Annotated in this window: 29 protein-coding genes; 24 read left to right on the top strand and 5 right to left on the bottom strand. The window is 59.8% G+C overall.

What is annotated here, in order from left to right:
* Positions 1 to 27 precede the first annotated feature (27 nt).
* The 6 genes from SADFL11_RS02875 (at position 28) to SADFL11_RS02900 (ending at position 6,184) form a co-directional block, all read left to right on the top strand.
* Positions 28 to 891: an ABC transporter permease gene (locus SADFL11_RS02875; protein ID WP_008196070.1), complete on the top strand. Its 864-nt coding sequence runs from the start codon at positions 28 to 30 to the stop codon at positions 889 to 891.
* A gap of 2 nt (positions 892 to 893) precedes the next feature.
* On the top strand, positions 894 to 1,691 hold the full coding sequence (locus SADFL11_RS02880) for an ABC transporter permease (protein WP_040452216.1): 798 nt from the start codon (positions 894 to 896) through the stop codon (positions 1,689 to 1,691).
* Positions 1,688 to 2,770, top strand: a complete 1,083-nt coding sequence (locus SADFL11_RS02885) for an ABC transporter ATP-binding protein (protein WP_008191547.1) — start codon at positions 1,688 to 1,690, stop codon at positions 2,768 to 2,770. Before SADFL11_RS02880 ends, SADFL11_RS02885 begins: the two co-directional genes overlap by 4 nt.
* Positions 2,771 to 2,773: 3 nt before the next feature.
* Positions 2,774 to 3,502, top strand: coding sequence for an MBL fold metallo-hydrolase (locus tag SADFL11_RS02890; protein WP_008191771.1), 729 nt, complete (start codon positions 2,774 to 2,776; stop codon positions 3,500 to 3,502).
* A 458-nt stretch (positions 3,503 to 3,960) separates the two neighbouring features.
* The gene (locus tag SADFL11_RS02895; protein WP_040450723.1) at positions 3,961 to 4,962 is read left to right on the top strand and encodes a succinylglutamate desuccinylase/aspartoacylase family protein; all 1,002 of its coding nucleotides are present in this window, start codon (positions 3,961 to 3,963) and stop codon (positions 4,960 to 4,962) included.
* A 43-nt stretch (positions 4,963 to 5,005) separates the two neighbouring features.
* A complete protein-coding gene (locus SADFL11_RS02900; protein ID WP_008189282.1) occupies positions 5,006 to 6,184 on the top strand; it encodes a MalY/PatB family protein in 1,179 nt (392 codons plus the stop codon).
* A gap of 604 nt (positions 6,185 to 6,788) precedes the next feature.
* On the opposite strand, the gene SADFL11_RS02905 is transcribed toward SADFL11_RS02900, so the two are convergent.
* From SADFL11_RS02905 to SADFL11_RS02920, 4 genes are all read right to left on the bottom strand, one after another.
* Positions 6,789 to 8,051, bottom strand: a complete 1,263-nt coding sequence (locus SADFL11_RS02905) for a serine hydrolase domain-containing protein (RefSeq protein WP_008189898.1) — start codon at positions 8,049 to 8,051, stop codon at positions 6,789 to 6,791.
* A gap of 122 nt (positions 8,052 to 8,173) precedes the next feature.
* The gene (locus tag SADFL11_RS02910) at positions 8,174 to 9,610 is read right to left on the bottom strand and encodes an alginate export family protein (RefSeq protein WP_040452214.1); all 1,437 of its coding nucleotides are present in this window, start codon (positions 9,608 to 9,610) and stop codon (positions 8,174 to 8,176) included.
* A gap of 605 nt (positions 9,611 to 10,215) precedes the next feature.
* On the bottom strand, positions 10,216 to 10,536 hold the full coding sequence (locus SADFL11_RS02915; protein ID WP_134852880.1) for a hypothetical protein: 321 nt from the start codon (positions 10,534 to 10,536) through the stop codon (positions 10,216 to 10,218).
* Positions 10,517 to 11,011 (bottom strand): hypothetical protein, encoded by a 495-nt coding sequence (locus SADFL11_RS02920; protein ID WP_008193154.1) that lies wholly within the window; start codon positions 11,009 to 11,011, stop codon positions 10,517 to 10,519. The genes SADFL11_RS02915 and SADFL11_RS02920 overlap by 20 nt, the downstream gene beginning before the upstream one ends.
* 368 nt (positions 11,012 to 11,379) lie before the next feature.
* Between SADFL11_RS02920 and SADFL11_RS02925 the strand changes: the two genes are divergently transcribed.
* Positions 11,380 to 11,724, top strand: a complete 345-nt coding sequence (locus SADFL11_RS02925; RefSeq protein WP_008192012.1) for a hypothetical protein — start codon at positions 11,380 to 11,382, stop codon at positions 11,722 to 11,724.
* Here the strand turns inward: SADFL11_RS02925 and SADFL11_RS02930 are convergent.
* Positions 11,696 to 12,028 carry a helix-turn-helix domain-containing protein gene (locus SADFL11_RS02930; RefSeq protein ID WP_167578943.1) on the bottom strand — a complete coding sequence of 111 codons (333 nt, stop codon included), beginning with the start codon at positions 12,026 to 12,028 and terminating at the stop codon, positions 11,696 to 11,698. The two genes, SADFL11_RS02925 and SADFL11_RS02930, sit on opposite strands and share 29 nt — an antisense overlap.
* Before the next feature lie 144 nt (positions 12,029 to 12,172).
* Between SADFL11_RS02930 and SADFL11_RS02935 the strand changes: the two genes are divergently transcribed.
* From SADFL11_RS02935 to SADFL11_RS03010, 17 genes are all read left to right on the top strand, one after another.
* On the top strand, positions 12,173 to 12,445 hold the full coding sequence (locus SADFL11_RS02935) for a hypothetical protein (RefSeq protein ID WP_040450719.1): 273 nt from the start codon (positions 12,173 to 12,175) through the stop codon (positions 12,443 to 12,445).
* Complete coding sequence (locus SADFL11_RS25405; protein ID WP_050775967.1) at positions 12,442 to 13,941, top strand: helix-turn-helix domain-containing protein; 1,500 nt, start codon at positions 12,442 to 12,444, stop codon at positions 13,939 to 13,941. The genes SADFL11_RS02935 and SADFL11_RS25405 overlap by 4 nt, the downstream gene beginning before the upstream one ends.
* Positions 13,938 to 14,585: a transcription termination/antitermination NusG family protein gene (locus tag SADFL11_RS02945; protein ID WP_008190169.1), complete on the top strand. Its 648-nt coding sequence runs from the start codon at positions 13,938 to 13,940 to the stop codon at positions 14,583 to 14,585. The genes SADFL11_RS25405 and SADFL11_RS02945 overlap by 4 nt, the downstream gene beginning before the upstream one ends.
* Before the next feature lie 400 nt (positions 14,586 to 14,985).
* The gene (locus tag SADFL11_RS02950; RefSeq protein ID WP_134852881.1) at positions 14,986 to 15,321 is read left to right on the top strand and encodes an HNH endonuclease; all 336 of its coding nucleotides are present in this window, start codon (positions 14,986 to 14,988) and stop codon (positions 15,319 to 15,321) included.
* 168 nt (positions 15,322 to 15,489) lie between these two features.
* A complete protein-coding gene (locus tag SADFL11_RS02955) occupies positions 15,490 to 16,005 on the top strand; it encodes a hypothetical protein (RefSeq protein ID WP_050775966.1) in 516 nt (171 codons plus the stop codon).
* On the top strand, positions 16,002 to 17,699 hold the full coding sequence (locus SADFL11_RS02960) for a terminase large subunit (protein WP_008194268.1): 1,698 nt from the start codon (positions 16,002 to 16,004) through the stop codon (positions 17,697 to 17,699). The genes SADFL11_RS02955 and SADFL11_RS02960 overlap by 4 nt, the downstream gene beginning before the upstream one ends.
* Positions 17,699 to 18,985, top strand: a complete 1,287-nt coding sequence (locus tag SADFL11_RS02965; protein ID WP_008193005.1) for a phage portal protein — start codon at positions 17,699 to 17,701, stop codon at positions 18,983 to 18,985. Before SADFL11_RS02960 ends, SADFL11_RS02965 begins: the two co-directional genes overlap by 1 nt.
* Positions 18,972 to 19,826 carry a head maturation protease, ClpP-related gene (locus SADFL11_RS02970; RefSeq protein WP_050775965.1) on the top strand — a complete coding sequence of 285 codons (855 nt, stop codon included), beginning with the start codon at positions 18,972 to 18,974 and terminating at the stop codon, positions 19,824 to 19,826. Before SADFL11_RS02965 ends, SADFL11_RS02970 begins: the two co-directional genes overlap by 14 nt.
* A 14-nt stretch (positions 19,827 to 19,840) precedes the next feature.
* Positions 19,841 to 21,079, top strand: coding sequence for a phage major capsid protein (locus tag SADFL11_RS02975; protein ID WP_040450717.1), 1,239 nt, complete (start codon positions 19,841 to 19,843; stop codon positions 21,077 to 21,079).
* Between the two features lie 104 nt (positions 21,080 to 21,183).
* Positions 21,184 to 21,342, top strand: a complete 159-nt coding sequence (locus SADFL11_RS25190) for a hypothetical protein (RefSeq protein ID WP_008196088.1) — start codon at positions 21,184 to 21,186, stop codon at positions 21,340 to 21,342.
* A 6-nt stretch (positions 21,343 to 21,348) separates the two neighbouring features.
* On the top strand, positions 21,349 to 21,939 hold the full coding sequence (locus SADFL11_RS02980; RefSeq protein WP_040450716.1) for a head-tail connector protein: 591 nt from the start codon (positions 21,349 to 21,351) through the stop codon (positions 21,937 to 21,939).
* The gene (locus SADFL11_RS02985) at positions 21,939 to 22,277 is read left to right on the top strand and encodes a phage head closure protein (protein ID WP_040450715.1); all 339 of its coding nucleotides are present in this window, start codon (positions 21,939 to 21,941) and stop codon (positions 22,275 to 22,277) included. The genes SADFL11_RS02980 and SADFL11_RS02985 overlap by 1 nt, the downstream gene beginning before the upstream one ends.
* Positions 22,274 to 22,729 carry an HK97-gp10 family putative phage morphogenesis protein gene (locus SADFL11_RS02990; protein WP_008191348.1) on the top strand — a complete coding sequence of 152 codons (456 nt, stop codon included), beginning with the start codon at positions 22,274 to 22,276 and terminating at the stop codon, positions 22,727 to 22,729. Before SADFL11_RS02985 ends, SADFL11_RS02990 begins: the two co-directional genes overlap by 4 nt.
* 13 nt (positions 22,730 to 22,742) lie before the next feature.
* The gene (gene gp17, locus SADFL11_RS02995; protein WP_167578944.1) at positions 22,743 to 23,126 is read left to right on the top strand and encodes a tail completion protein gp17; all 384 of its coding nucleotides are present in this window, start codon (positions 22,743 to 22,745) and stop codon (positions 23,124 to 23,126) included.
* A gap of 11 nt (positions 23,127 to 23,137) precedes the next feature.
* Positions 23,138 to 23,563 carry a phage tail tube protein gene (locus SADFL11_RS03000; RefSeq protein ID WP_008196694.1) on the top strand — a complete coding sequence of 142 codons (426 nt, stop codon included), beginning with the start codon at positions 23,138 to 23,140 and terminating at the stop codon, positions 23,561 to 23,563.
* 14 nt (positions 23,564 to 23,577) lie between these two features.
* Positions 23,578 to 23,952 carry a hypothetical protein gene (locus SADFL11_RS03005; protein WP_008195893.1) on the top strand — a complete coding sequence of 125 codons (375 nt, stop codon included), beginning with the start codon at positions 23,578 to 23,580 and terminating at the stop codon, positions 23,950 to 23,952.
* Between the two features lie 62 nt (positions 23,953 to 24,014).
* The gene (locus SADFL11_RS03010) at positions 24,015 to 24,287 is read left to right on the top strand and encodes a hypothetical protein (protein ID WP_008192678.1); all 273 of its coding nucleotides are present in this window, start codon (positions 24,015 to 24,017) and stop codon (positions 24,285 to 24,287) included.
* The last annotated feature ends 362 nt before the right edge of the window (positions 24,288 to 24,649 follow it).

Raw genomic sequence — 24,649 nt, forward strand, 5'->3', positions numbered from 1 at the left:
CTTGACGCATTGAACGGATGTTTGGACATGGCGATTGACCGAAGCAGAAGCCGGGTAGACATGGCCGCAGTGGCCTACGTCGCTCCTGCCGTGCTTTGGACAATCGCCTTTTTCGTGATCCCGTTCCTCATCATGACGGGCCTCAGTCTTTGGGAGCGGCTTGGCACCGAGCTGATTGCCAGCTGGACACTTACCAATTACCTGAAGTTCTTCGAGCGTGCTCATTTCCTAAAAGCAATGCTGAACTCGCTTGAGGTCACAGCGGTTGTCACGATCACATCGGTTTTGCTTGCCTATCCGTTCGCCTGGATCCTGGCTGAAAAGGTTCCCCGGCGATGGCAGCGGCTGGCCCTCGTGCTCGCAATTCTTCCGTTTTGGACAAGTTATGTCGTCCGGTCCTATTCCTGGCTGCTTGTTCTTTCCAGCAACGGGATCATCAACCAATCTTTGCTAAGCATTGGTGTGATCAGCGAGCCCTTGAGCCTGGCCAACACCCGGACGGCCACGGTCATCGGATTTGTACATTTTTTTGTCATGCTTCTCACACTGACCATTTATGCCAATCTGGTCCAACTCCCGCCGAACTATCGGCGCGCCGCGGCCGATCTCGGTGCGGGTCCGTTTCGGATCTTTTGGCATATTGTTCTGCCGCTCACGCTGCCCGGCATCATGGTCGGCGCGTTCCTGACATTTGTGCTGTGCATTGGCGATTACATCACGCCCCAAATCCTGGGCGGCAACAATGAACTCCTCATGCCCCAGGTCATAATGTTGCAGATCGGACGGCGTGCCGACTTTCCGACGGCGGCAGCGCTCGCCATCATCCTGATGGCCGTTGTGACGCTTGCGTATATCCTCTGTGCCCGATGGCTCCGGCTGGAAAGGGCCTGATCATGGCGCGTCGGTCAAAGGGGGTTTCAACGGCTGCATCGGTCCTTTATGCCCTGGCGATTTATGGGTTTATCTTTCTGCCCGTTGCCGTTCTCGTGCTGTTTTCCTTTCAAGATGGCCGGTTTCCAATTCCGCCGTTTCAAGGCTTCAGTTTCAGGTGGTATGAGGCCGTCCTGTCGGACCGCCGGCTTGTTGAGGCGTTGGCAAATTCGGTCAGCGTTGCAATCGGATCTTCGTTGGCCGCGGTTCTTCTCGGGTTCCTGTCGGCCTATGGGCTCGCGCGCTTCCATCTGCCCCTCAGCGGACTGCAACGGGCCCTTTTGACGGCACCTTTGACCGTAAGCTATCTTATTATCGGGATGGGTCTGCTCATCACATTCAACGCGGTCGGGATCCCGAAGTCCTTGCTGGCCGCGGGCATCGGTCATGTCGTGATCAACATGCCGCTCTGTTTTGCGATTATCTACAGTCAGATGAGCGATCATCAGGCGAATATGGAACGGGCCGCCCGAGACCTTGGCGCCCGCGAATGGCAGGTGATCGCACTGATAACCGCGCCGATGTTATGGCCCGCTCTCCTTGCCAGTTTCTTCCTGTCCATGACCTTTTCCTGGGACGAATTCATCATTTCTTTCTTGTTGACCCGTTTTGACGTGACTTTGCCTGTTGAAATCTGGAGCCTGCTGCGCTCAGGCCTTAACCCCAAAACCAACGCTGTCGGCAGCCTTGTCTTTGCAATATCCGTGGTGCTGGTGTTTGCCGTTGAACTCATGGTTCTGCGGAAAAGGAGGCCGAGGTGACCGACCTTGCCGTAGATGTCCAAAACGTCACCCATCGCTATGGAGCCTTCACGGCGCTGAACGATGTCTCGCTGGAAGTGCCGACCGGCACATACACGGTTTTCCTTGGGCCCTCCGGATCCGGAAAAACCACGCTCTTGTCCGTGATTGGAGGGTTCTTGACCCCGGACACCGGTCAGGTGCTGATCAAGGGGCAAGACATGACCTCGGTCGCGCCCGCCCGGCGGCCCACGACGACGGTTTTCCAGGATTATGCGCTGTTCCCGCATATGAGCATTCTGGCCAATGTCGCTTTTGGCTTGCGCATGCGTGGTGTGGATGGAGCTGAACGGAACCGGCGCGCAGCAGCGATGCTGGACCTTGTTGGCCTCAGCCACCAGGAGCGGAAAAAACCGCATGAACTGTCGGGCGGACAGCGCCAGCGCGTCGCCCTGGCGCGGGCCCTGGCCGTTGAACCGACAGTGCTGTTGCTTGATGAGCCGCTTGGCGCGCTTGATCTGAAACTCCGGCACCAGATGCAGGCCGAGCTCAAAGGCATTCAACGTGAGGTCAAGACGTCCTTCATCCACGTAACGCATGATCAGGAAGAAGCGATGGCGATCGGAGATACGGTCGTTGTGATGAACACGGGAAGGATTGAAGATCTCGGATCGCCGGAGCGGGTTTATCTGGAACCCAAGACCCTCTTTGCCGCCGGTTTTATGGGGCAGAGTTCATTCCTCGACGGGCGCGTGGCCGATCAGTCGGGCCCAGAGGTCTTTATCGAGACAGCCTGCGGCCGTTTCAACCTGTCGTCAAAGTCACACCGTTTTTCATCCGGGGATGCCGTTATGGTGTCGATCCGGCCGGAACATTTTGTGACTGGCCCGCCCCATGACGGGGACATCAGCCTGGGGCGCGCGCGGATTGAAACGCTGACCTTTGCCGGGACCCATCACTTGGCCCAACTCAGCCACTTGGAGGTCGACGGCTTCCGACCTGTCATCAAACTTCCCCAGACCGGCTGCCCTGACGTCGGCGAAACACTCGATATCAGGATTAAGGCGCGCGACGCCGTTGTGCTTCCTGCGACAAGGTGAAAGATGGACATTGCTGCAGCTCATACCTGGTACGAAACCTCGTCCTTTGGCGACGATGTCACGTATATTTCCGAACCCTTTATCAAGGCATTCTACCGGTGCAATATCTGGCATGTGAGAGGCCGCGACAAGGACATGCTTGTTGACAGCGGCATGGGTGTGGTCAGCTTGCGTGAGCACGTCCCGCTTGTCACGGAGCGCGCGTTGGAAGCTGTCGCCAGTCATACCCATTTTGATCACATCGGCTGCCATCACGAGTTTGAACACAGAACCGTCCATAAGGACGAGGCGGACCTTTTGGCACTGCCAACGCGGAAGAACACGCTCGCAGATCCTTACGTGACCGATGACATCTTCACCAAATTGCCGCCATCTCCCTACACATCGACCGACTATGCCGTAAAGAAAGCGCCCGCGACCAGGATCGTCGAAGATGGGGACATGATTGATCTCGGTGACCGGCATTTCGAAGTGATCCACACCCCCGGCCATTCACCGGGCGGAATCGCGCTGTTTGAAAAATCAAGCGGCATTTTGTTTTCCGGTGATATCTTGTACGACGGCCCGCTGATCGAGGATACCTATCATTCCGACATGGACGACTACATCGCGAGTATGAAACGGCTTTTGGACATCCCGGTTCGCATTGTGCACGGCGGGCATTTCCCGAGCTTTTCCGGGGAGCGATATTCAGACTTGATCCGGGCCTGGTTGAAATCCCACGATGTTTGAGCCGGGCAGGGCACAGGTCGGGCGGATGGTTGCCGGGCCGACCGCTGCGCAGCCGCTTGCCACTGTGCGCTTTCCCAATGTGTTCTTGAACTTTCTGGACTTTTGCGCCGCCGCCATCAAGTGGCACGTTCGGCACACCGCAGACCTTACAGGAAACTGCGGCAAAGCTCTTAAAAGAGCCCATCCAAGACATGTGGTGCGCTGAGCTCTAAGCCCGTGCTGATTCCCGATATGGTTACCTCCCCCCTCAGCGGTGGCTCGAAAAGATGTCTCGGGCAGACTGTCTCAGAGCGGCAATGTTGAACGAGCTGAAGTAATCCGAACTCATAGCCTTGAAAGACGGCGAATGTCGCTGTTACCCGTGATGCCGCGCGCGTTCAACTGCGGCTCTGCCTTGAGCCGCCGCAGATGAAAGAGTAGCGATAATCCGAAGCCAGCATCGGAGAATTGAGATCACCATGTCACAAAGCGCTATTGTCAGCGAAGTCGACTTCGACGCGAATGGGAAACAGCAAGGTTACCTTAGGGTGCCTTATTCCGTGCATCGGTCCGCATATGGCTGGATCCCTGTTCCGGTCACCATGATAAAGAACAACGTGGGGCCAACGCTTGTTATCACAGCCGGGGTCCATGGCGATGAGTATGAAGGACAAATTGCCGTGTCATCGTTGGCCCGGTCTCTCAATGCCGAAGACATACACGGAAGACTGATTCTGTTGCCGATGCTGAATTTTCCGGCTGCCGAAGCGGGCTTGCGGACATCTCCCATTGACCATGGCAACCTCAACCGGCTTTTCCCCGGCAGTCCTTCCGGCACTCCAAGCGAGATGCTCGCGCACTGGTATGAGGACGTGCTGCTGCCGATGGCGGATTACGCGGTCGATCTTCATTCCGGGGGTGCATCTCTTGATTATCCAGCAACACTGTTGCGCGGCCCCGCGCATTCGCCAGAAGAAGAGGCCGGCCTGACAGTGTTGCAAGACGCCTTTGATCTTCCCTACACTTGGAAGTTCACAGGCGGCGGTGGGAAAGGTAGCACGGCGCGGACGGCGATGGGGGCGGCGAACCGCAACGGGGTGATCAATGTGATGGCCGAGCTGGGCGGCGGCGCCCGCGTCACGCCAGACATCCTGAGCCGAACCAGCCGTGGCTTGCAGCGCATTCTCGGCGCACTCGGCATGATCAGAGATTTCGTCCCAGACCGCGCACTCGGCAGCCGCGTTCTGAATGTAAAAGGATCGGTGTATTGCTATGAACCCGGCGTGTTTGAGCCCGTCAAAGAGATTGCTGAAGACATCGCCGAGGGGGAGACCCTCGCGCTGATCCATCATCCTGAAACACCGGGACGTACCCCAGATGTGGTGGTCTCCCCTTATGCCGGAATGATCCTGGCTCGGCGTGCGATGGCCCACGTATTGCGGGGCGACGCACTGTTCCAGATTGCATCGGACGCGGCGTGAACGCTCTACTCAAGTTTGGCACAGTTGCTTAGCGGTACCAAGAATGACCGAATGGAATTTTGACGAGGTTATCGACCGCACCGAAGTGCCGGCGCTCAAATGGCACACTCGGGTTTTAGGACCCAATGCTCCCAAGCTGTTCCAGGCCGGCGTTGCGGACATGGATTTCCAGGTTGCCCCCTGCATAAGAGAAGCGATGACCCGGCGCCTGGCTCATGGCGTGTTCGGATATGAGGCCGTACCTGATGGACTTTTTCCATCTCTCACGGAATGGCTCAACGATCGACATAACTGGCGCGTCGATCCGGAGCATATATTGCGTGCGCCAAATGTGTTGAACGCTCTGGCGATGGTTCTTAACACGTTCACGGAAGAAGGCGCGGGTGTCATCATCCAACCGCCTGTTTTTTTCGACTTTCAGGATATTATTCATGAAAATGGCCGACGTGTCGTGCTCAACCCTTTGCGACTGCAAGAGGGCGGCTACGAGATGGATTTCGATGGTCTGGAGGAGGTTGCCAGCAATTCTCGCACGCAGATGATGTTCCTATGCAATCCACACAATCCGGTCGGCAGGGTCTGGACGCGGGCAGAACTTGAGCAATTGGGTCAAATCTGCCGCCGCCACAACGTGCTGGTGGTATCTGATGAGCTTCACGGTGATCTGACATTTGCAGGTCACCCCTATGTCCCCTTCGCGTCCCTTGGCGAGGAAAACTCCCTCAACTCCATTGTTTGCTTGTCTCCCGCCAAGAGCTTCAACATCGCTTCTTGCTGCGCGGCCTTCACACTCGTGACGGACAATCACAAGCGCGCAGCTTTGCAGGCGGAGAACAGCCGCCTAACCGTGAACAAGAACAACGCCTTTTCCTCTGTTGCGATGGAAGCCGCATATCGCGGGGGTGGTCCGTGGCTTGATGCAGCAATCGCCTATCTGACCGGAAACCGCGACCTGTTGCGCGAGCGTATATCAGGTCTTGAGCGCGTGAAACTCGTCGAACCGGAAGGTACCTTTCTTGCGTGGTTGGATTTTCGAGGAATGGAACTGGACACTGACCGGCTGACCGCATTCTTGCGGGAAGAAGCCGGGTGGGCGATCACCAGAGGGATCGCTTTTGGAGAGGAAGGTGCGGGTTTCGGCCGATTGAATTTTGCTTGCCCGAGATCGCGGCTTGATACCGCGCTGGAACGGCTCGAAGCTGCGGTCGTCTCTCACTCCTGAGAGTTTCGCATTGTAAGTTACAGCGTTGTCCAAGCCCCTACCAACCGACCAATTGGTCTCCACTGACGCCATTTGGTTTGAATAGCATTCCGGCAAGCTAGCGATGTTCGGACTTACAGTACGGCACGCCATTGCTCCACCATGAAGAGCTTCCGCTTTGGGGCGGAATGGCCCGAATTGCAGACACTGGTCTATTCGAAAGTGGGCGTCCGGTTTGCCCGTACCTTCCATTCGGTCTAAGGTCCGAAAGGTCTGCATTGCGGACCTTTGTGTGGAGCGCGGCGAAGGTCCAAAAACCGCCCATTCTGGCCATTGCCCTGCCACGCATCAACGCCCCAAGCGGGTGCGTTCTTGAGCTGCGTCCGCGTTTCGAGTGCGGCCAGGGGGATCCCCGATCAAGGCGGAGATGACATCGGAAGGGGTGCGGGGCTTTTCCTCGTTGGGGTCTCATCGTCACTGGCCGCCGGACGAGCCCGCGCATCGGCTCAACCGGGATGTCCGTTGTGCTGATCACAGGTCAAAACCCGTCCGGCCCCAAAAACCGGTCATTGCACGGAAGCCCGATGACTGTCTCCTTTGAGCGGAACCGGTTTATTAGGGTCAATCAGTCGGCGAGACTCATCAGGTATTCCGCCACTGCTTGGAACGCGGGCAATGATGTTGGATCGATGTATCCGTTCTTGGCTTGTGGGTGGGATGCGAAACGCACCAAAACCATCTCTGCTGTCGGATCTACGTAGATGGTTTGTCCGTGGACGCCACGGGCAGCAAAGGCTCCATGGTCGTTGTGCAGAACCCACCATTGACTTCGGTAGCTGGCACCCGGAAGGGTTGGAAACCCTGCGAATTTATCCCTATGCCCCCCATACCGTATGTTTCGAACAGTTTGCTCCGGAAACACTTGCTCACTGCCAACCTTGCCGCCGTTCAGCATCATCGCGCCCAGTCGCCCGAGGTCTCGAAGACCTGCACTTAAGCCTCCCCCGGCGAACGGTACGCCATTTCCGTCTACCGTTTGGTAGGCAGATTGCTCTGCGCCCATCGGGATCCACAGACGTTCGGAAGCAAGGTCGGTAACCGCCTTTCCAGAGACACGGCTTATGATCCATCCCAGCATGTCCGAATTGATGGTCTTGTAGTGAAACGCATCCCCGTGGTTGCCTTCTGGTTCGACTTCTTGAAGGTATTCCCAATAGCCGTTCGGCCCAATATACCCGTCCGGTTTTGGGAGAGGACTTGCGGCTTTAGAATATTTCCAGATATCGGCATCCGGGTCCGCGTAGTCTTCGGAGTAGGCGACGCCTGTCGTCATGTCCATAACTTCACGCACCGTGGCATTGGCAAAAGCACTCCCACCGATTTCCGGAATAATTTCTGATACAAGTGCGTTCTCATCCAACGCACCTTCAACAACCAAAATCTCTGCGAGCAGGCCGGTAACTGACTTGGTCATAGACATGGCAGCATGCTTGCCGTCTTCATTTAAGCAGCCAAAATAGCGTTCATAGACGACCTTCCCCTTATGCAAGATCAGAAGACCGTCCGTGTAATTTGCGAAGAGAGACTGCTCCCAGGTCATCTCTTCTGAACTGCCAATCGGCAGAAACGTCAAGCCGTCAATTGCAATCCGGAGTTCTGCAAATTCGTGCGCTGGGGCGTAGGTCAGCGGCAACGGCGCCTTCAATCCCCGGCTGATTTCTTCTGTCGGCAGAAACTCACGGAGGTGACAGACCGACCAGCGCAGTTTGGGGAAGCTGAAATAAACGGAATCCGGTTGAGTAATGAGCTTGTCAGCGGGCGGAGGAAAGCCCTCCATCCATCGCAACACGCGCGGATCGGATTGTTGCGCGCTTAAAGGCTCTTTCATTTCTGCCAAAGCAGTGTTTATCGGCGCGGATACTGAGACACTCACCAATAGCGAGAAAAAGATTATCTGTAGCGACTGCATCTTAATCGTGTCTCCTTGCCCTTAGATTGAAAGCACCGTGGTCAGTAATTGATTACAAGGTTCACAAAGCCGCCGTACCATACAGGCAGGTCCCGGTTGGCAGCCAGATCAAGCCCTTTGCCCGGGAAAGAAGCGCTCAGTCCAGCGGTAAGAAACGCATTTCGGTTAAAGCCGTGACTGAATTCCAGAAAGAAATCGTCGGCGAGATGGTGGTCGGTGACCCCAGCCACGATATTATCTCCCCCGGCGATTTCAAATCGGGTCGCCTGTCCAAACTGGATCGGGCTGCGCAATTCATTGGCGCGAATGTGCGCATATCTGAGAGTAATCGAGTTTTTCTTCGTCGGTTTGATATTGAAGGCGATTTCGTGGGCCTGGACGTTTGAATTGATGAAGGTCATCGACGATTTGGAGCCAGTCGCCCAGCTGCTGGGAGAGCCGTCATAATAAAGCGGATCGAAACGTTCTTGTTGCGAGGTCGCCGGATCATCACCCGAAAAGGTTTTGTAGGTATAGGTCAAAGACGGCAACCAGGAATGTTCCGACCAAATATGTCCGGCCTGCAACCGACCGCCCCAAGCAAACATATCGATTGTTTCATTCCATTCGGCGGCGCCGTCCGCAGAAAAAAACGCGGTCCCGAAATGCGTGTTTATCGGACCGGTCCGCGCGTAAAACCCGAGGGCGTTTAATCCGTCACGCGCGCCGGCTTGTATGGAGGGTGCCCCGCGTCCTGCGGGGGCTGCTTTCGGATATGCATTGTTCGATGACAGGACGTTCAGATACGTTATTCCAGCGAATCCGCCGCCTGAGCCGTCGTAGCGCACGTCAAAACCCGCAAGCTCATTTTTGTTATCCGTGGACGGCATTTCATTGGGATCCAAGTAAAATGCAGTGGCTGAATAATTGCCCACGGTTCCACGGGCGATCGCGGCCAGTTCCCAAGCCTTCCGTGGCCCAAATTTCAATGCTCCTCTCTCAAACCCACTCGAACCACCGTTCGCCACCAGCATTCCAGTCCCGAGCTTGAGTTCACGCGGACCAATTGAAAAATCGATCTTGGAAAGGTTATCGAACCGTTTTTGGATACCGACGTACCCCTCTTCGAGCGTTATGCGGCCGGTGTTTCCTAAGTCATACGCATCGATATCTTGTGTATATGAGGCAACCAAAGATGCCTTTCCATATGCCGTCATATCCCACGGCAGGGTATAAGATGCACTGATCCCAGGCTTCAGGTAATACTCCACCCAGACCTTATCCGGGTTATAGTTCTCGCTGCGTGCAAATGTGTCGGACAGCGTCCAGAAAAGGTTGCCTTCGGCGACCACATTTACACCCGCTTGTAGAAGCAGTTGGACTTCCAAATTATCCGCTTGGTAAATTAGCGGTTCAGATGCCCAAGCAGGCGGGCTGGCCGCCACTCCAAATTGCCCTAAAGCAATCGCTGCAAACGCGGCTAGATGGCCAGTTTTCATCAATTGCACCGCCTGAAACGCCTTAAGCTTCCGAACTTACTTACGTGGATTCATCGTTGTTTTTTATAAGTCAATTTCAACTCCGATTGACAGGATATATTTTGTTTGTTTGCCGTGAGGGTTGGTCGTCAGTCCGCTGATACGTTTCAGAAACAAAAGGTCGCCCACTGTTCTCCAAGCCCGGTCTCTGGGTCTGATCCCAAGGCCCATTATCTTTTCGGCGGCAACGTCCAAAACAAACCGGGATCTTGCAGCCCAGTGCGGTCGTTCGTTACAACCGCAGCGAAAGGCTGCTTCCCGCCCATTCGGGCCGTTGCCCTGGCACGCATCAACGCCCCAAGCGGGTGCCGGTCCCGGTGATGCCCCGACGAGCGGCGATGGGTGTTGTGGGATCACAGGGTTCCTGACCGGTCTTTGCGGTTTGGGGTTTGAGACTGTCTGGTGGGCGTCGTGATCGGTCTTTGCCTAAGCTCTGGAAACGATTGGATCCCCGATCAAGTCGGGGATGACTTCAGAGGGGGTTGTCGGGGCTTTTCTTGCCTGAATGCGCGGGCGTGCGGCGTAAAAACGGGCCGTGACCATGGGCCGTGCTCTTTGCCGATCTGTCACCCGTCTTCCAGCACCTTTTGTACCCGAGCGCGGGCGGCTTCCTTGGCTTCGTGTTTTGCGAGTTCGGTTTCCAGGCGCATGAAAAATGGCAGGTAATCATCGCCGAGTTTCTGGACCAGGAGGGCCGTCACCTTCAGGGCGGACTTCAGCCGGGCGGTGTCGATGGGCCGGCCGGACGCTGCTGATGTCGCCGTCGATGGCGCCCCCGATGCCAAAGATGATGCCAAAGATGTTGCCGGTGCAGCTGGTGGTACCGATGCCGGCGCTGATGGCGATGCCGAAGCTGCTGCTGGGGCTTTAGTCCGGGGCGTGCCCATGGCGGGGTCCGTTCTCGGCAAGGAGGCGGCTGGTTTCCAGGATCAGGGCAATGAGCCCGTGTCTGGCGAGCAGCGCTGCGGCGCGCTCGCGGGCCTCGCGGTACTGGTCGAGCCAAAGATCGGGATCGGTGTGCGGGATGGAAACAGAGGCGAGATAAGCCTCCAGCCAGTAGCGCACGGCCGTCTTTGATTGCGTGGTGCCGGTCGCACGCAACAGCGCGTGGGCATTCAGCGCCTCGGCGATCAGCCGGGCGGCGCGGTCCGGGTCCTCCAGGCCTTCGTTCACCGCACACATCAGATAGGACGGCACGCGGATCCGCGCCTTGTAGCCCTGAACCCGGCTGGCGGTCTTGAACACCAACGGCCCCTCCGCCCGGTAGGGACTGGCCGTCGACCGGTCGCAGGTGACGGGACGCGAGCCCTTCAGGAGCGCGCCTTTCAGGAGCGGTCCTTTTGGGCGTGATCCGGGTGTCATCACGTCTCTCCTTTGTGGGTTAAGCACGTAATGGTTGCAAAAACAGGTATAAAATCATACTAAAAGGTTAAATTAGTCAATAGAGGCGATGGCGATGGTTGGGGAATTTGGGCGGTTTGGCGACAGATTTTGCCGGAAGAAAAGTCTTCAAGGTGTTGAATTTTCGACCCTTCTCTTATCCGTCCCGTTTCTTTTTGGGGGGCGCCGTGCCGGTTTCGTTGAGAGTGGGGCGGCACACTCAAAAGATGTGCTTGAGAGTGGTGGTGCCAAAAAGGGGGTGAACTGGGAATTTGAGAGTGTGGGCTTTGTGAGTGCGGGATTTGGGAGATCGGGATGAGGGGGAGTGGGGACAATGGGGAGTGGGGAAGATGGGGCAAGACCTTGCGGGGCGGGACGGCCGGGATGTCAAAGCCCGGCTCCGGGCGCTGATCGATCAGATGGACGAGGCGGCAGTGGCCGCCTTTCTCGCCGAGCTTCAGGGGGAGCAACAGGGGGAGCTTCAGGCCGGGCGTCAGGCGGACCTTCCGGGGGAGCAGAAGGCAGAGCTTCAGGCAGAGCTGCCGGCGGATCCCGATCGGTCCGGACCGGAAAATCCGGGTTTGGGGGCGCCAGACTTGGAGGTAACAGACTTGGGGGCGCCGGAATTGGGGGTATCGGGCCCGGATCTGGCGGACGCGGGGCGGCTCAGGCCCGCCGGGACAAAAGACGGTTGAGCGCGTCCCTGGCTTCGTCCTCGCTCATCGCCTCCACAAGGGCATGGAGCTGCTTGCGGTTTTCAGACCAGGGGTTCTGGCTGTCGAGCACCGCCGTGTTGGAAATCTCCAGCGCTGCACAAATCCGCTCCAGGCTTTCCCAGCGCATGGTGCGGGTGTCGCCGCGCAGGAACTTGTTCAGCGTGTTGACGCTCAAGTTGGCGTCCTGGCAGATCCGGCTCGGGTTCGTGCCCTGCCAGGCGATGACCGCCCTCAGGTTGCGCCGGCGCCGGTCCCAGATGTCGTCCGATGTGTGGCTGCGCATGGTGTCTGTCCTGTCGTTCGCGTCCCGATCTTCACCTTTTTCGGTGAACTTGTGAATAACGGGAAAAAGCATTTCCATAGAAACTGAGTATGAATTTAACCTTAAAAGGTGATTTTCTACCATTTAAGGCCCCGGGAGTGGATCATGGACCTGCCAGAGCCTCGTGATTTTCGCCAATGGATCAAACGGGTGCTCACCGTGCTCGATCTCACCGGATACCGCTGGTCGCGGGAGGCCGGGGTGCCGCCGAATCTCGTCTCCAAGTTGTTGAGCGGCGAGCAGACGGACCTGAGGCTCTCCGCAGCTTGCGCCCTGGTGCGCATTGCGCAAAAGACCGCCCGGGACCAGGGGATTGCCCTGCCGCCGCTGGAGCGGCACCGGTTGCCATCTGATCTTGGAAGGTGGTCCCGGCCATGAGCCACAAGGCGACCAACTGGGCGATCCTGCAGCGCGGCTTGAAACCGGCCGCCAAGATCGTTCTTTGGCACCTGTGTGACCGGCACAATCCGGATCACGGCTGTTTTCCCAAACAGGAGACTCTGGCGCGGGACTGCGAAATGAGCCGGTCCACCTTGAACCTGCATCTGAAGGACCTGGAACGGCGCGGCCTGATCCGCCGGGAACAGCGGCGCAACCCGAAGACCTTTCAGCAGGAGGCAACCCGCTACAAGCTGGGCTTTGAAGCCGATTTTGTTGCCCTTGCGGCCGAGCGCCCCTGTCCGGATTCCGGACAGGGGACCAAGACCGATCCCGTGTCCGGATCTGCATGCAGTCCGCGTCCGGATTCGGGCCCGTCCCGTGTCCGGAAACCGGACACAAACCCTGTAAGGGAACCGGTAAAGAACCCTCTTTCGGACCGCCTGCGCGTGGAAGCGGCCAGGGACGTGGATGGGGGCGCGGATGAGGGCGCGGATGAGGGCGCGGATGAGGGCGTGGAAGCTGAGCCAGCATTGGTTCCAGATGACGTTCCTGGGACAGAGCAAGCGCCCGACACGGCTGCCGATGGGGGGGCAGATGCAGCTGACGATCCGAAGCAGATCGAACGGCAGTTCTGGAAGCTGGTGCGGGACTGGCCGGGGCTGGACGGCATGCCCAAACAGCGGGCCCTGCGCGCCTTTCAGGCCTTGAGCGCTGCGGACCGGGCGGCAGCGCTTGCCCGCCGGGATGCGTGGTTCGCTTTGCTGCGCGCCACCGGCCGCTCGTTCACGCCCGCGCCCTCGACCTATTGCACCGAACGGCTCTGGCAGGATGTGCCGGGAAGCCGAGATCCGGACATTAGCTCGGCGGGCCGTGGATCCGGGGGTGCCGCGACCGGCCTCTCAACCGGGGCCCGGGCGGCGCCCTTCGGCAAGGCCTGGAGCGCGGTGCGCTTTGCCGACCTGATGCGCCCGCCCTATGGCCGGTTCCCAAAACCCTCCGCGTACTTGCAAGGGGTGCTGTCGGCCGGGGGTGAGATGGCTGCGTGCGAACGGCTGCGCCGCAGGGCCGTTTATGGCTGGCCGAAGGTGAGCGCGCTGCAGGCCCGGGCCCTGCGCCAGCGCAAGGGCTGCGCCGCGGACCCGGCCCTTGCCCCCCTGGAGGGGCTGTTCGGCGCGGTGCGGGTCGGGTCGGAGCTCTGGGCGGCGTGGAAGGCGCTGCACGCGGCCCGCGGCTGGCCATGGTTCGGCGCGGACCGGGATCTGCCGGACTGGATCTATCTGCCGGAGCCGCCGGAGGGCTTTGACCGCTATCCGGACCTTAGTGCTGCGGTGGCGGCGGCGCTCGCCCGGTTTGAGGCGCAGCATCAGGCGCTAAAACGGGTGATGGATCTGGCCCAGACGCAGGGCGCGGGCGATGGACAGGACCGGGGGCTCAACGGGCCCCAGGACAACGGGATCAAGGACAACGGGATCAAGGGGGAGGCGGCGGAATGAGCATCGTGCGGATCAAGCGGCCGCAGATCGTGCACAATCTGGAGCTCCTGAGCCGGCTGCTCTTGCGCGCCAAGGCCGAGTGGGTGGTTATCCACACCAATCCGAAATGCGAAACCCGGGCGCGGGACGGGCTCTTGGGCGCCGGTCTTCTGGCCTTCCTGCCGATGGAGCAGATCGAGCGCCGGCACGGGCGCGGGCGCAAGGTCAAACCCGCGCAGACCTACACCGTGATCCGGCCGATGTTCCCGCGCTATCTCTTTGCCGGGATGGACGTCAAAAAGGGCCAGAGCGTTGACCAGATCCGAGCCTGTGACGGGGTGAAAGGTGTTCTGTCCTTTGACAAAACCGGGGCGGTGGCCCGGGTGGCGGTCAGTGATCTCATCAAGATCCTGGAGCTGTCGCACGGCACCTTTGAGGGCCGGCCGGTGGCGGACGGGCAGATGGCCGATGTGGCGCGCCTGAAAGAGGGCGCGGTGGTGAAACTGGTGAAAGGCTCCTGGTGCGGGCAGGACCTCACCGTGACCGGCTATGACGCGGCGAAGGAGCGCGTGATCGGCGAGCTGACGGGCTCGGCCATGCGCCTGGCCGTGACCGCGCCTCTTGACGCGGTAATACAGCCTGAGGTAGCAAAACGAACACGCTGAACGCGCTGGAACCCTCGGGCCCGGGTGAGACTGTTCACCCTTAAGCGGAGCGACCGGGGCAGCGCATGGCCAACCTGAAACGCAGGATCTGCGGAGTTGGCGCGGCGGGGTTCTATGGGATTTTTCTTAAAAAAGCGGGATGGGACGGGGCTCTGGCGGGGGCTTCTGAGCGTTGGTGATTGGGGTGTCGCGGCTGGAGGACCGGTGGAAGCAGGTAGGGCTGTGTGATGCGGCTTCCAAGATCTCGGCGGTGTCCGGCACGTGCGTTTGTCTGAGCTTTGCGTGTGGTGGACTGTGGTTCCATCGGGCGGGCGGCAGGGGGCAGGCGGTGTGTAGCGTTTCCAGGATCTGCGTGGTTCAAAGCGAGATGGTTGGGAGCAGGACGGATGGGAGATGAGCCGTGGCGTTGAAGATGATCCGCAGACCCCCGCGGACGCTGGCCTCCCGGATCAGGCCGCCGGTGAAGCTCACCGACCCGTTCTACCAGTCAGCCGGCTGGCGCGCCCTTGCTGCCGACATCAAGCGCCAGCGCCGCTACCGCTGTGAGGCCTGCGGTTCCGATTTCTCCAGGCGGGCCGACAAGCTGATTGCCGATCACATCGTGGAACGGAGCGCGGGCGGGGCGGAGTTTGATCCGCTCAACATCCAGTGCCTGTGCATCGCCTGCCACAACCGCAAGACCGCGAAGGCCCGAAAGGCCCGAAAGGCCCGCACGGCTGGCACGGCGGGCGGTTAAGGCCTCGATCGCAGCCGAGCCAACAGCGGTGCAGCTCTCGCACAGGCGGCGGATTTATTGGTCACGGGCGAGCCGGACTTATCGGTTGGTGGCTGGCCTGATTGTCGGTCGGGAGCGGGGGGGCAAAAACTCTGACACCACTCCCCACCCGGACCGGTGGGGGAAGTCATGGGGGGATTTTTTTTGGAGGCGTTTGATTTTGACCTGCTTGGTGACCCGATTCCGGAGGGGTTTGGCAAGCGCGGGCGGCCGCCGCACCGGCCAACGCAGGAAAAGCGCAAACTTGTCATACAGTTATGCGCCTTCCAATGGCCGGTCGACAAGATCGCGGCCGCGCTCGGCATCACCGCGCCGACCTTGCGCAAGAATTATTTTCGGGAGCTGAAGGCCAAGGCGGAAGCCCGGTGCCGGGTCGAGGCCAAACTCCTGAGCGCGCTGATGGGCGAGGTGGAGAAGGGCAACGTGTCGGCGATCGACAAATACATGAAACGGCTGGAGCGCCATGACCGGCTGATCGCGGCCGAGACCATTGCCAACCGGGGGGCGGCGGCCGGCGTTTTAGCCGGTGGCGCCCAAAGTGTCGGCGCGGCCGGTGGTAAGCTCGGCAAGAAGGAAGCCGCGCGCCGGGCGGCTGGAGACTATACCGGCATCTTCGCGCCACCTGACGGACCGGTCCTCCAGTGACGCCGACCTGGTCGACCGCCTGTCCGGACTGGGAACAGCGGATCGTTGCAGGCCGGTCGCTGATCCCGTTCGCCCCGCTTTTCCCGGAAGAAGCGGAGGCGGCGCTGAAAGTGTTCAAGTCCCTGCGCGTGGTGGACCTGCCCAACCAGCCGACCTTCGGAGCCTGTTCGGACCAATGGGTGTTCGAGTTCGTCGGGGCGATCTTCGGCGCCTATGATGCACGAAATGCCCGCCGCCTGATTTCGGAATTTCTCCTGCTGATCGCGAAGAAGAACAGCAAGTCCACCATTGCCGCCGGCATCATGATCACCGCGCTGATCCGCAACTGGCGGCACACCAACGAACTGACGTTGCTGGCACCGACAATGGAGGTGGCCAACAACAGCTACATTCCCGCCTCGGCCATGGTGAAGGCGGATCCCGAACTGCAAATGGTACTCAAGACGAGCGATCACCAGCGCACCATCAAGCACCTGACAACGGAAGCGGAGTTGAAGGTGGTGGCGGCCGACAGCGACACATCTGCGGGCAAAAAGTCCGGTTTCATTCTGGTGGACGAGCTCTGGCTGTTCGGCAAGAAACCGAGATCCAGCGCCATGCTGCAAGAGGCAACGGGCGGATTGATTGCCCGGCCGGAAGGTTTCGTGATCTATCTGACGACACATTCCGACGAGCCACCCGCCGGCGTCTGGAAAAGCAAGCTGGACTATTTCCGCGATGTTCGGGACGGCAAGATCACGGACACCGAAAAGCTGGGCGTTCTTTACGAGTTTCCGGAGCCCATGATCGAGGGGGAAGCGTATCTCGATCCGGATAATTTCTACATTACCAATCCGAATATCGGCCGGTCTGTGCGCCGCGGCTGGCTGGAAACCAAGTTGAAGGAGGCCGTCTCGGGCGGCGGGGACGACGACAAGCAGACCTTCCTTGCCAAGCATCTGAACGTGCCGATCGGAACCCGGTTGCGCCGGGACCGCTGGGCGGGAGCTGATGCCTGGGACAGCGCTGCCGATCCGGAACTTGCCAGCCTTGAGGACCTTCTTGACCGGGCCGAAGTGGTGACGGCGGGGATCGATGGCGGCGGCCTGGATGATTTTCTGGGTCTCGCCCTGATTGGCCGGGAGCGCGGCGCGCAGCGCTGGATGCTCTGGACGATGGCGTGTTGTCACGAAAAGGCACTGGATCGCCGGAAGGATATCAAAACCATGGTCCAGGGTTTTGCACAATCCGGCGAGGTTCTGATTTGCCGGTCCGGGGAAGAGGACATCGTTGCGGTGGCGGACATCATCGAGCAGGTCTGGAGCCGGGGTCTGTTTCCTGAAAAAAATGCCGTCGGCCTCGATCCGGTCGGAGTGGCCGCCATCATGGACGAACTGATGGCCCGGGAGCTGCCCGAAGACATGCTGGTTGGCGTTCCCCAGGGCTACAAGCTTTCCGGTGTGACAAAGGGCATGGCGCGCAAGGTGGATGACGGGTCTCTGGTGCACGGTGGCAGCGGCCTGATGTCCTGGTGCATCGGGAACGCCAAAACCGAAAAACGCGGCAACGCCGACTACGTCACCAAACAGGCGTCCGGCTCCATGAAAATCGATCCGTTGATTGCCGCCTTCAATGCCTTCGACCTGATGAGCCGTCATCCGGATCCCGCCGGCGGACCGTCCGTTTATGAAGATCGCGGGATTCTGTTTCTCTGATGGCCTCTTTCTTCCGGTTCTTGAGCCGAACGTCCGCACCGGCGCGGACCGAGCCGCCCGCCTTGAATGTGGATGCAAGGCTCGGAACGCCGCTTCAGGCCATGGCCGGTGATGGTGCCGTCTTCTACGACTTTGAGGATCCGCGGTTTCTCGACTTTGTGCGTGGGGGCGGCGGGGCCCTGACCGAAGCCGGCGTGACGATCACACCGGAAAAGGCCCTGAAAAACACGACGGTGTTTCGATGTGTGTCCCTCATCAGTTTTGCAATCGGAATGTTGCCCCTGCACCTGCGGAACAAGGTGACCAAAGCCAAGGCCGAGGACCATTCCGCTTTCCGGGTCCTGCATCGAAAGCCGAACGCCTGGCAAACGGCCTTTGAATTCCGGAGCCTCATGCAGCAGAGGGCCTTGATCCATGGAAATGCCTATGCCCGAATCCTGCGCCGTGGACATAGGGTCTTGCAGCTTGTGCCATTTGATCCGGCCAGGACCAAGGTGGAACAGCTGCCGGACTGGTCTCTGCGCTACCGGTACCAGCGGCCCGAAGGCGGTGAAACCGTTCTCCCGGCCAAGGATGTGTTTCACCTCCGGTTCGGACTGTCCGAAAATGGAATTGAAGGCATTTCCCTGGTCGCCAAAGCGGCTGAAGCCATTGGTCTTGCCATCCAGACGGAGACTGCCGCAGCGCGCCTGTTCCGAAACGGCGTCATTGCCGGTGGTATCCTGTCCATGAAAAAGCGTTTGTCTCCGGAAGCGTATGACCGTTTGAAGGCCAGCCTCGAAGACCGGCGGGGGGCGGGCAATGCCCATCGGGACATGATCCTGGAAGAGGACATGGACTACAAGGACGGTGCCCAATCCGGCCGGGACAACCAGCATCTGGAAACGCGCAAGCATCAGATTGAGGATGTTGCCCGGCCGTTCGGCGTGCCGCGGCCGCTCCTGGCAGTCGACGACACCTCCTGGGGATCCGGGGTGGATGTGCTCGGACAGATGTTTGTCCGATACGGCTTGAACCCCTGGTTTACCGCCTGGGAACAGGCCATAGAGCGGGACATTCTGACCGATGCCGAGACCGAGACCATCGAGGCCAAGTTCAATGCCGGTGGGCTTTTGCGCGGATCAATGACGGACCAGGCCGAGTTTTTTGCCAAGGCGCTTGGGTCCGGTGGCCACCAGCCCTGGATGACACCAGAGGAAATCCGGGCATTGAGCGATCTAACACCGGGCGCCGATCTGCCCATGGCGCCCGGAAAACAGAGGGAAGCAGACAATGAGCCTTCTTGAGTTGCCGGACGTCAGGGCGTTTCAGCGCCCGGACTGGATGGCGTTTGAAGCACCGGCACAGACCCTGGATCACTATGATGCAGCCGTCTCTGCCACCGAGACGGATGATGACACGGTTATCACGATCTATGGCCAGATCGGTTTGGACCCCCTGTCATCGGCCGACAATTCGGAACGCCGGATTTCCCGGGCGCTCCGGGCGATCGGACAGCGGGATGTCACGGTCAATATCAACTCACCCGGCGGTAATTTCTTCTCCGGCCTTGCGGTCTACAACCTGCTTCGTATGCACAGCGCGAAGGTGACTGTGAACGTGATCGGGCAAGCGAGCTCGGCGGCGTCGGTGGTTGCCATGGCCGGCGATGAGATCCTGATGGCGGATGGTGCGACGCTCATGGTGCACAATGCATCCGGTGTCACGATCGGCAACAAATTCGACACGCAGGACGCAACTGACATCTTGACAGATATCGACGCGGTGATGGCCGAGATCTATGCGGCGCGCTCTGGCGCGGATCCCAGCACAGTGTCCGGGTGGATGGATCGGGGGCGCGGCGCCGGAACCTGTTTCAGCGTCAAACGGGCCCTGGAGGCCGGACTTGCGTCCGGCAAATTGGACCAGGGACTTGTCACAGCCGATGCGGACGCGCCAAAGCCCGCGCCACCGGCCCGGGTTCTGGAAGCCGCCCTGATTGCCCAATGCAACATGTCGCCGAAGGACGCCAAAGCCTTCGTATCCCAATTCAAGGCCGAGACGCGGGATGCTCCGGCCGCTGTCACGCGCGATGCTGACACTGTGCGCGAAGCGCTGACCGCCCTTCGCAAAACGCTCACGTCCTAACAAGGATCATACCGATGAAACATTTGATGCCAGCGCGGGTATCCGCGCGGGGGCTCTGTTCCGTGCGCGCCGACGCAAGCGGCGACATTGCCCAGTTGATCACTGCATTGAACAAGGATTTCAGTGCCTTCAAGGAAACACTTGAAGCAAAGGAGCAGGAAACCGCGAGACGGTTTGAAGATGTGGTCACGACAGACAAACTTGAGCGGATCAACGCCAGCGTCGGCGAGTTGCAGGCGGCGGTCGACATGGTCAATGCTCAAATGGCAGCGCTGGAGATGGGCGGCCTTGGCGGCAGCGCCGGGCCCGTCGATGCGGACTACACCAAAGCCTTTCAGGCCCATTTCCGGCGCGGCGATGTCGAGGCCTCGCTGAACAAGGGCACCGATTCCGAAGGCGGATATCTTGCGCCGGTTGAATGGGACCGGACAATTACCGGCAAGCTGATCGAGGTCTCACCGATGCGGCAGGTGGCCAGCCTGCAACAGATTTCGGGGACCACCTACCGAAAGGTTTTCAACCTGCGGGGAACCGCTTCCGGCTGGGTCGGTGAAACGGCCGCAAGGCCCGAGACGGATACGGCAAGCATTGCCGAGATGCCAATTGCAACAGGTGAAATCTACGCAAAACCGGCCGCAACCCAACAATTGCTCGATGATGCGGAAATCGACGCCGAAACCTGGCTTGCCGGAGAAGTGGAAACGGAATTCGCCTTTCAGGAAAGCAATGCCTTCATTGCCGGCGACGGTGCCAACAAACCCCACGGGTTCCTGACCTTTGCCGACGGGGCGGCCAACGCAAACCGGAATCCCCTCGGGCCGATCAAAGCCGTGCCGGCGGCAGCCTCTGCAGATGTGACATCCGATGAATTGCTTGATGTCATTTACGCGCTGCCGTCAGTTTACACCCAAAATGCCCGCTGGGTGATGAACCGCACAAGTCTCGGCACCATCCGGAAGCTGAAAGACGGGCAAGGCAACTATTTGTGGCAACCCAGTGCCCAGGCCGGGCAACCCGCAACCTTGCACGGGTACCCTGTCAGTGAAATGGCAGGAATGCCCGACATGGCTGCAAATGCCCTGTCGATCGCGTTTGGAGATTTCCGCAGAGGGTATCTCATCGTCGATCGGGTCGGCATCCGGGTTCTGCGAGACCCCTATACCAACAAGCCTTATGTCCTGTTTTATACGACCAAACGGGTTGGTGGCAGCGTGATTGACCCACAAGCGCTGAAGGTCATCAAACACGCGTGACGGCGGGGCCGCATGGCGGGCGACCCAGAAAAGCAAGTCGCCGGGTGGCGGTCATGCCACCCGCACACCCCCCATTCGTTTGAACCCCAAGAGGGAAGACCACCATGGCAAACACCAAGCAAGCTGCCACCTCCGATGAGGAGACCGGCACACCACCCGAACCGGCCCGCCCGAAACAATCGACCCGAACCCCGAGATACACGCGGGACCAGATTCTTGCCTGGGGGCTCGATCCGTCCGTGTTCGGGCTCAAGGCGGATTAAACCGTCGTGTTGCGTCCGAAGCGCATCCTTGCACCGACGGAAACGCCGGTGACCGTTGAGGATGCGAAATGCCATCTCAGGGTTTCGTCTTCTGAAGAGGATGCCCTGATCGCCGGTTTGATCGACACCGCCGTCGACAGTTTCGACGGCCGGGCCGGCATCCTCGGGCGGTGTCTGGTGTGGCAGACCTGGAAAGCCTGGTACCACGGCTTTCCTTGTGGCCGATCTGTCCGCCTGCCATTTCCGGATGTCGATGCCGCGTCCGTTGTCGTTCGGTATCTCGACACAACTGCCACAGAACAGACCTTTCCGGCCAACGGTTTCAACGTCTTTGAAGACACCAGCGGCGCCTATCTCCTCCGGCATCTGGAGGGCTTGTGGCCCGCGACGTGCGACCGGCCGGATGCCGTCTCCGTTGAATTCCAGGCAGGGTTCGGATCTGCTGCGGAGGTGCCTGGCCCTCTCAAGTCCGCCATCTTGTTGCTGGTCGGGCATCTTTACGAAAACCGGGAAGCCGTGACCCAAGGTGCCCGGGCCGGAGAAATGCCGCTCGGTGCGATGCATCTGGCCGGGCCCTACCGGGTCAGAAGACTTTGATGCCGGCAATCGGAAAACTTGACCGCCGCGTGACGATCCAGCGTGCCTCCTGGCAGCAGAATGAATTTGGCGAGGATATTGCGTCGTGGTCGGAGGTGATCACGCTCTGGGCGATGCGCGCCGATGTCCGCGACGGGGAACGATTGGCCGCCGGTGAAGTCGGGTCCCGATTGCAGGCCCGGTTCACGGTCCGGGCGTTCAGCACGACGAGGACCGTTACTCCGGCAGACCGGCTTCGGCACGAGAGCGCCGTCTGGGACATCCTCGGCGTCAAGGAAACCGCCGGTGGACGGAACAGGTTTATCGAAATCACAGCGGTTCGGGATGCGGATGCATGAGCGCGACCTACAAGATAGCCGGGCTTCGTGCGGTTGAGAGATCTCTGAAAGCTCTCAACAGCCATGTCACGGCCCGGAGCGTCGCACGGCGGGTTCTGAAGAAGGCGGCTGCACCCGTTGCCGAGAAGGCCGCCCTTCTGGCGCCGGATGATCCCGCAACATCTGGCAATGACCTGAAAGCCTCGATCGGTGTGTCCACTAGACTGACAAAACGCCAGCGGCGGGCAGTTAGAAAAACCGGAAAGAACGCCGTTGAAGTCCATGCAGGGACCAGCGACCCGGCCGGCGTGCAGCAGGAATTCGGAAACGTCAACCACGGCGCGCAACCCTTTTTGCGGCCGGCCTGGCTGGCGACCAAAATGCACGCGCTGGCCGTGGTGACGCGGGACCTGGCGGACGAAGTGACGAAAACCGCGCGCCGGGTGGCCGCCCGGTCCGCGAAGCGGCGGTGACATGGAGGAGGGGTTGCTAGACCTTTTGCGTGGAACGGCCGCACTGACGCAGCTGACGGGACCGCGTATTTATTGGGGACGGCGTCCGCAGAGCCGGGAGACCCTTCCGGCGATTGTCCTGACCCGCCTCGGGGGACGGCGCGACAGCAACCTTGGCGGTCCATCCGGTCTGGTGGACAGCCTGGTTCAGGCAGACATCTATGCCACGCGCTATGAGCAAGCCAAACAGGCGGCAAGGGCCGTCCGGGACGCCGTGAACGGGTATTCCGGTGACCGGTCGGGGACGTTTTTCCAGCTGATTGCGATCGCGAACGAGCGCGACAGCTCCGAAACCGCCGCAGGCGGAGAGCCGGTCTTCCGCATTTCGATCGATCTGACACTTTGGCACGATGAATAGGAGGCGCAGCCATGTCGGCGCAGGCACGCATTGGACACGGGACCAGTTTTCAAAGATCGGGAGATGGAACCGCCGGAGGTGTTTTCGCAAGCCTTGCCGGTGTAGTGGCGATCAGCGGTCCGGGACTTTCCCGCGATGCGGTGGATGTCACCGACATGGCTTCCTCGGGAGGGTGGCGGGAGTTTGCCGGTGGGCTGAAAGATCCTGGCGAGGTCAGTCTTGATCTGGAGTTTGATCCGGATGGCCCGGATGTGACCAGCCTTCTTGCGGACATCCATGAGGACACGCCCGGTTACTACAAGATCGTTTTCCCGGACGCGACCGAGTGGGGCTTCCCCGCGTTTGTGACCGGATATGAGCCAACGGCGCCGCTCGACGACAAGATGACCGCCTCGGTCACGTTCAAACTGTCCGGCCAGCCGGCCTTTGTCGCCTAAATTGGGAGACCGTCATGGCAAACCGGCAAAAGGGTGAGACGGGTTTTGACGCCCTCGGGCAGACCTGGACGCTGCGCTACGGGACCAACGCGCTGTGCGAGATCGAGGACCTGTTCGGCCGCAGTGCGCTGGATGTGGCGCGGGACTTTGAGGATGAAGCCACCGTCCGGATCCGGAGCATTCGAGATTTCTTTCTCTGCGGACTAAAAGACCATCACCCGGACGTTGATGCGGCCAAAGCCGGAGAGATCATCGACGCACTTGGGCTGGATCAGGTCGGCCCCAAAATCGGCGAGGCGCTGGCGCTTGCCTTTCCATCCCCGGAAGACACTCATGCGCCGGGAAAGCCGCTGAATCCGGCGACGACCGGCGAGACTGGGGCCCGCTAGACTGGGACCAGCTGCAACGCCGGTTCTTTGCCGCAGGCGGGGATCCGGAGCAGTTCTGGCGGATGACCTTGAGGCAGCTGGATCTTTTCTTGAAGGCGGCGACGGACCGTCACCTTCTGGACCTCGATCTGGCCTATTATACGGCCTACCACGCCGGGCTGTTCAGTCAGCCGTTCAAGGGCGGCAAGTTTCCGAAATATCAGACCCACCGGCCCAACAAGGAGCGCAACCGTTCTGCCTCAAAACAGCGGCAAAGCTGGCAGCATCTAAAGCAAATGGCCCTGGTCATGAATGCCGCTTTTGGCGGGCGCCGAGAGGAGGCGCGCAGAGGGTGAGGCCGCACCGATTTTTCCTCTTCGTCCGTTCGCTGTTGATCCGTTTCGCACACAGGTCAATCGACTTTGATGTCCGTAGACAACGCGCATGACAGTCTGTCAGGTTCGGGTTCCGGAAAAAAGAAAAGCCGCCCGAGACGGCGGCTGAAGTCAGCAGAGAGGCCGGTCTTGGGAGGACATCAACCGGCCTTGCTGTAGCGTTATTCAACAACGGGCCAGGCGGGCTGTCCGTGACTTAAATCAATTTCTGACGCTACGTTAGTTGGTTGCCGCCGAGAATTTGCAAATTCAGCGGCAATCCGGGCTTTTGGGCTCCTCTCATCGTCCCGCCGATCTTCCAGTTTCTCCTTCTCCTTATCCAG

It is taken from the genome of Roseibium alexandrii DFL-11 (genome assembly GCF_000158095.2).
Lineage (GTDB): Bacteria > Pseudomonadota > Alphaproteobacteria > Rhizobiales > Stappiaceae > Roseibium > Roseibium alexandrii.

What these genes read in the sequence shown, in the direction of transcription:
- SADFL11_RS02890 (WP_008191771.1), top strand. Translation starts at nt 2,774, where the DNA reads ATGGACATTGCTGCAGCTCATACCTGGTACGAAACCTCGTCCTTTGGC.
- SADFL11_RS02875 (WP_008196070.1), top strand. Translation starts at nt 28, where the DNA reads ATGGCGATTGACCGAAGCAGAAGCCGGGTAGACATGGCCGCAGTGGCC.
- SADFL11_RS03000 (WP_008196694.1), top strand. Translation starts at nt 23,138, where the DNA reads ATGTCGGCGCAGGCACGCATTGGACACGGGACCAGTTTTCAAAGATCG.
- SADFL11_RS02880 (WP_040452216.1), top strand. Translation starts at nt 894, where the DNA reads ATGGCGCGTCGGTCAAAGGGGGTTTCAACGGCTGCATCGGTCCTTTAT.
- SADFL11_RS02985 (WP_040450715.1), top strand. Translation starts at nt 21,939, where the DNA reads ATGCCGGCAATCGGAAAACTTGACCGCCGCGTGACGATCCAGCGTGCC.
- SADFL11_RS02970 (WP_050775965.1), top strand. Translation starts at nt 18,972, where the DNA reads ATGAGCCTTCTTGAGTTGCCGGACGTCAGGGCGTTTCAGCGCCCGGAC.
- SADFL11_RS02920 (WP_008193154.1), bottom strand. Translation starts at nt 11,011, where the DNA reads ATGACACCCGGATCACGCCCAAAAGGACCGCTCCTGAAAGGCGCGCTC.
- SADFL11_RS02935 (WP_040450719.1), top strand. Translation starts at nt 12,173, where the DNA reads ATGGACCTGCCAGAGCCTCGTGATTTTCGCCAATGGATCAAACGGGTG.
- SADFL11_RS02975 (WP_040450717.1), top strand. Translation starts at nt 19,841, where the DNA reads ATGAAACATTTGATGCCAGCGCGGGTATCCGCGCGGGGGCTCTGTTCC.
- SADFL11_RS02945 (WP_008190169.1), top strand. Translation starts at nt 13,938, where the DNA reads ATGAGCATCGTGCGGATCAAGCGGCCGCAGATCGTGCACAATCTGGAG.
- SADFL11_RS02930 (WP_167578943.1), bottom strand. Translation starts at nt 12,028, where the DNA reads ATGCGCAGCCACACATCGGACGACATCTGGGACCGGCGCCGGCGCAAC.
- SADFL11_RS02905 (WP_008189898.1), bottom strand. Translation starts at nt 8,051, where the DNA reads ATGAAAGAGCCTTTAAGCGCGCAACAATCCGATCCGCGCGTGTTGCGA.
- SADFL11_RS25190 (WP_008196088.1), top strand. Translation starts at nt 21,184, where the DNA reads ATGGCAAACACCAAGCAAGCTGCCACCTCCGATGAGGAGACCGGCACA.
- SADFL11_RS02910 (WP_040452214.1), bottom strand. Translation starts at nt 9,610, where the DNA reads ATGAAAACTGGCCATCTAGCCGCGTTTGCAGCGATTGCTTTAGGGCAA.
- SADFL11_RS02965 (WP_008193005.1), top strand. Translation starts at nt 17,699, where the DNA reads ATGGCCTCTTTCTTCCGGTTCTTGAGCCGAACGTCCGCACCGGCGCGG.
- SADFL11_RS02895 (WP_040450723.1), top strand. Translation starts at nt 3,961, where the DNA reads ATGTCACAAAGCGCTATTGTCAGCGAAGTCGACTTCGACGCGAATGGG.
- SADFL11_RS02990 (WP_008191348.1), top strand. Translation starts at nt 22,274, where the DNA reads ATGAGCGCGACCTACAAGATAGCCGGGCTTCGTGCGGTTGAGAGATCT.
- SADFL11_RS03005 (WP_008195893.1), top strand. Translation starts at nt 23,578, where the DNA reads ATGGCAAACCGGCAAAAGGGTGAGACGGGTTTTGACGCCCTCGGGCAG.
- SADFL11_RS02955 (WP_050775966.1), top strand. Translation starts at nt 15,490, where the DNA reads ATGGGGGGATTTTTTTTGGAGGCGTTTGATTTTGACCTGCTTGGTGAC.
- SADFL11_RS25405 (WP_050775967.1), top strand. Translation starts at nt 12,442, where the DNA reads ATGAGCCACAAGGCGACCAACTGGGCGATCCTGCAGCGCGGCTTGAAA.
- SADFL11_RS02915 (WP_134852880.1), bottom strand. Translation starts at nt 10,536, where the DNA reads ATGGGCACGCCCCGGACTAAAGCCCCAGCAGCAGCTTCGGCATCGCCA.
- SADFL11_RS03010 (WP_008192678.1), top strand. Translation starts at nt 24,015, where the DNA reads ATGACCTTGAGGCAGCTGGATCTTTTCTTGAAGGCGGCGACGGACCGT.
- SADFL11_RS02900 (WP_008189282.1), top strand. Translation starts at nt 5,006, where the DNA reads ATGACCGAATGGAATTTTGACGAGGTTATCGACCGCACCGAAGTGCCG.
- SADFL11_RS02925 (WP_008192012.1), top strand. Translation starts at nt 11,380, where the DNA reads ATGGGGCAAGACCTTGCGGGGCGGGACGGCCGGGATGTCAAAGCCCGG.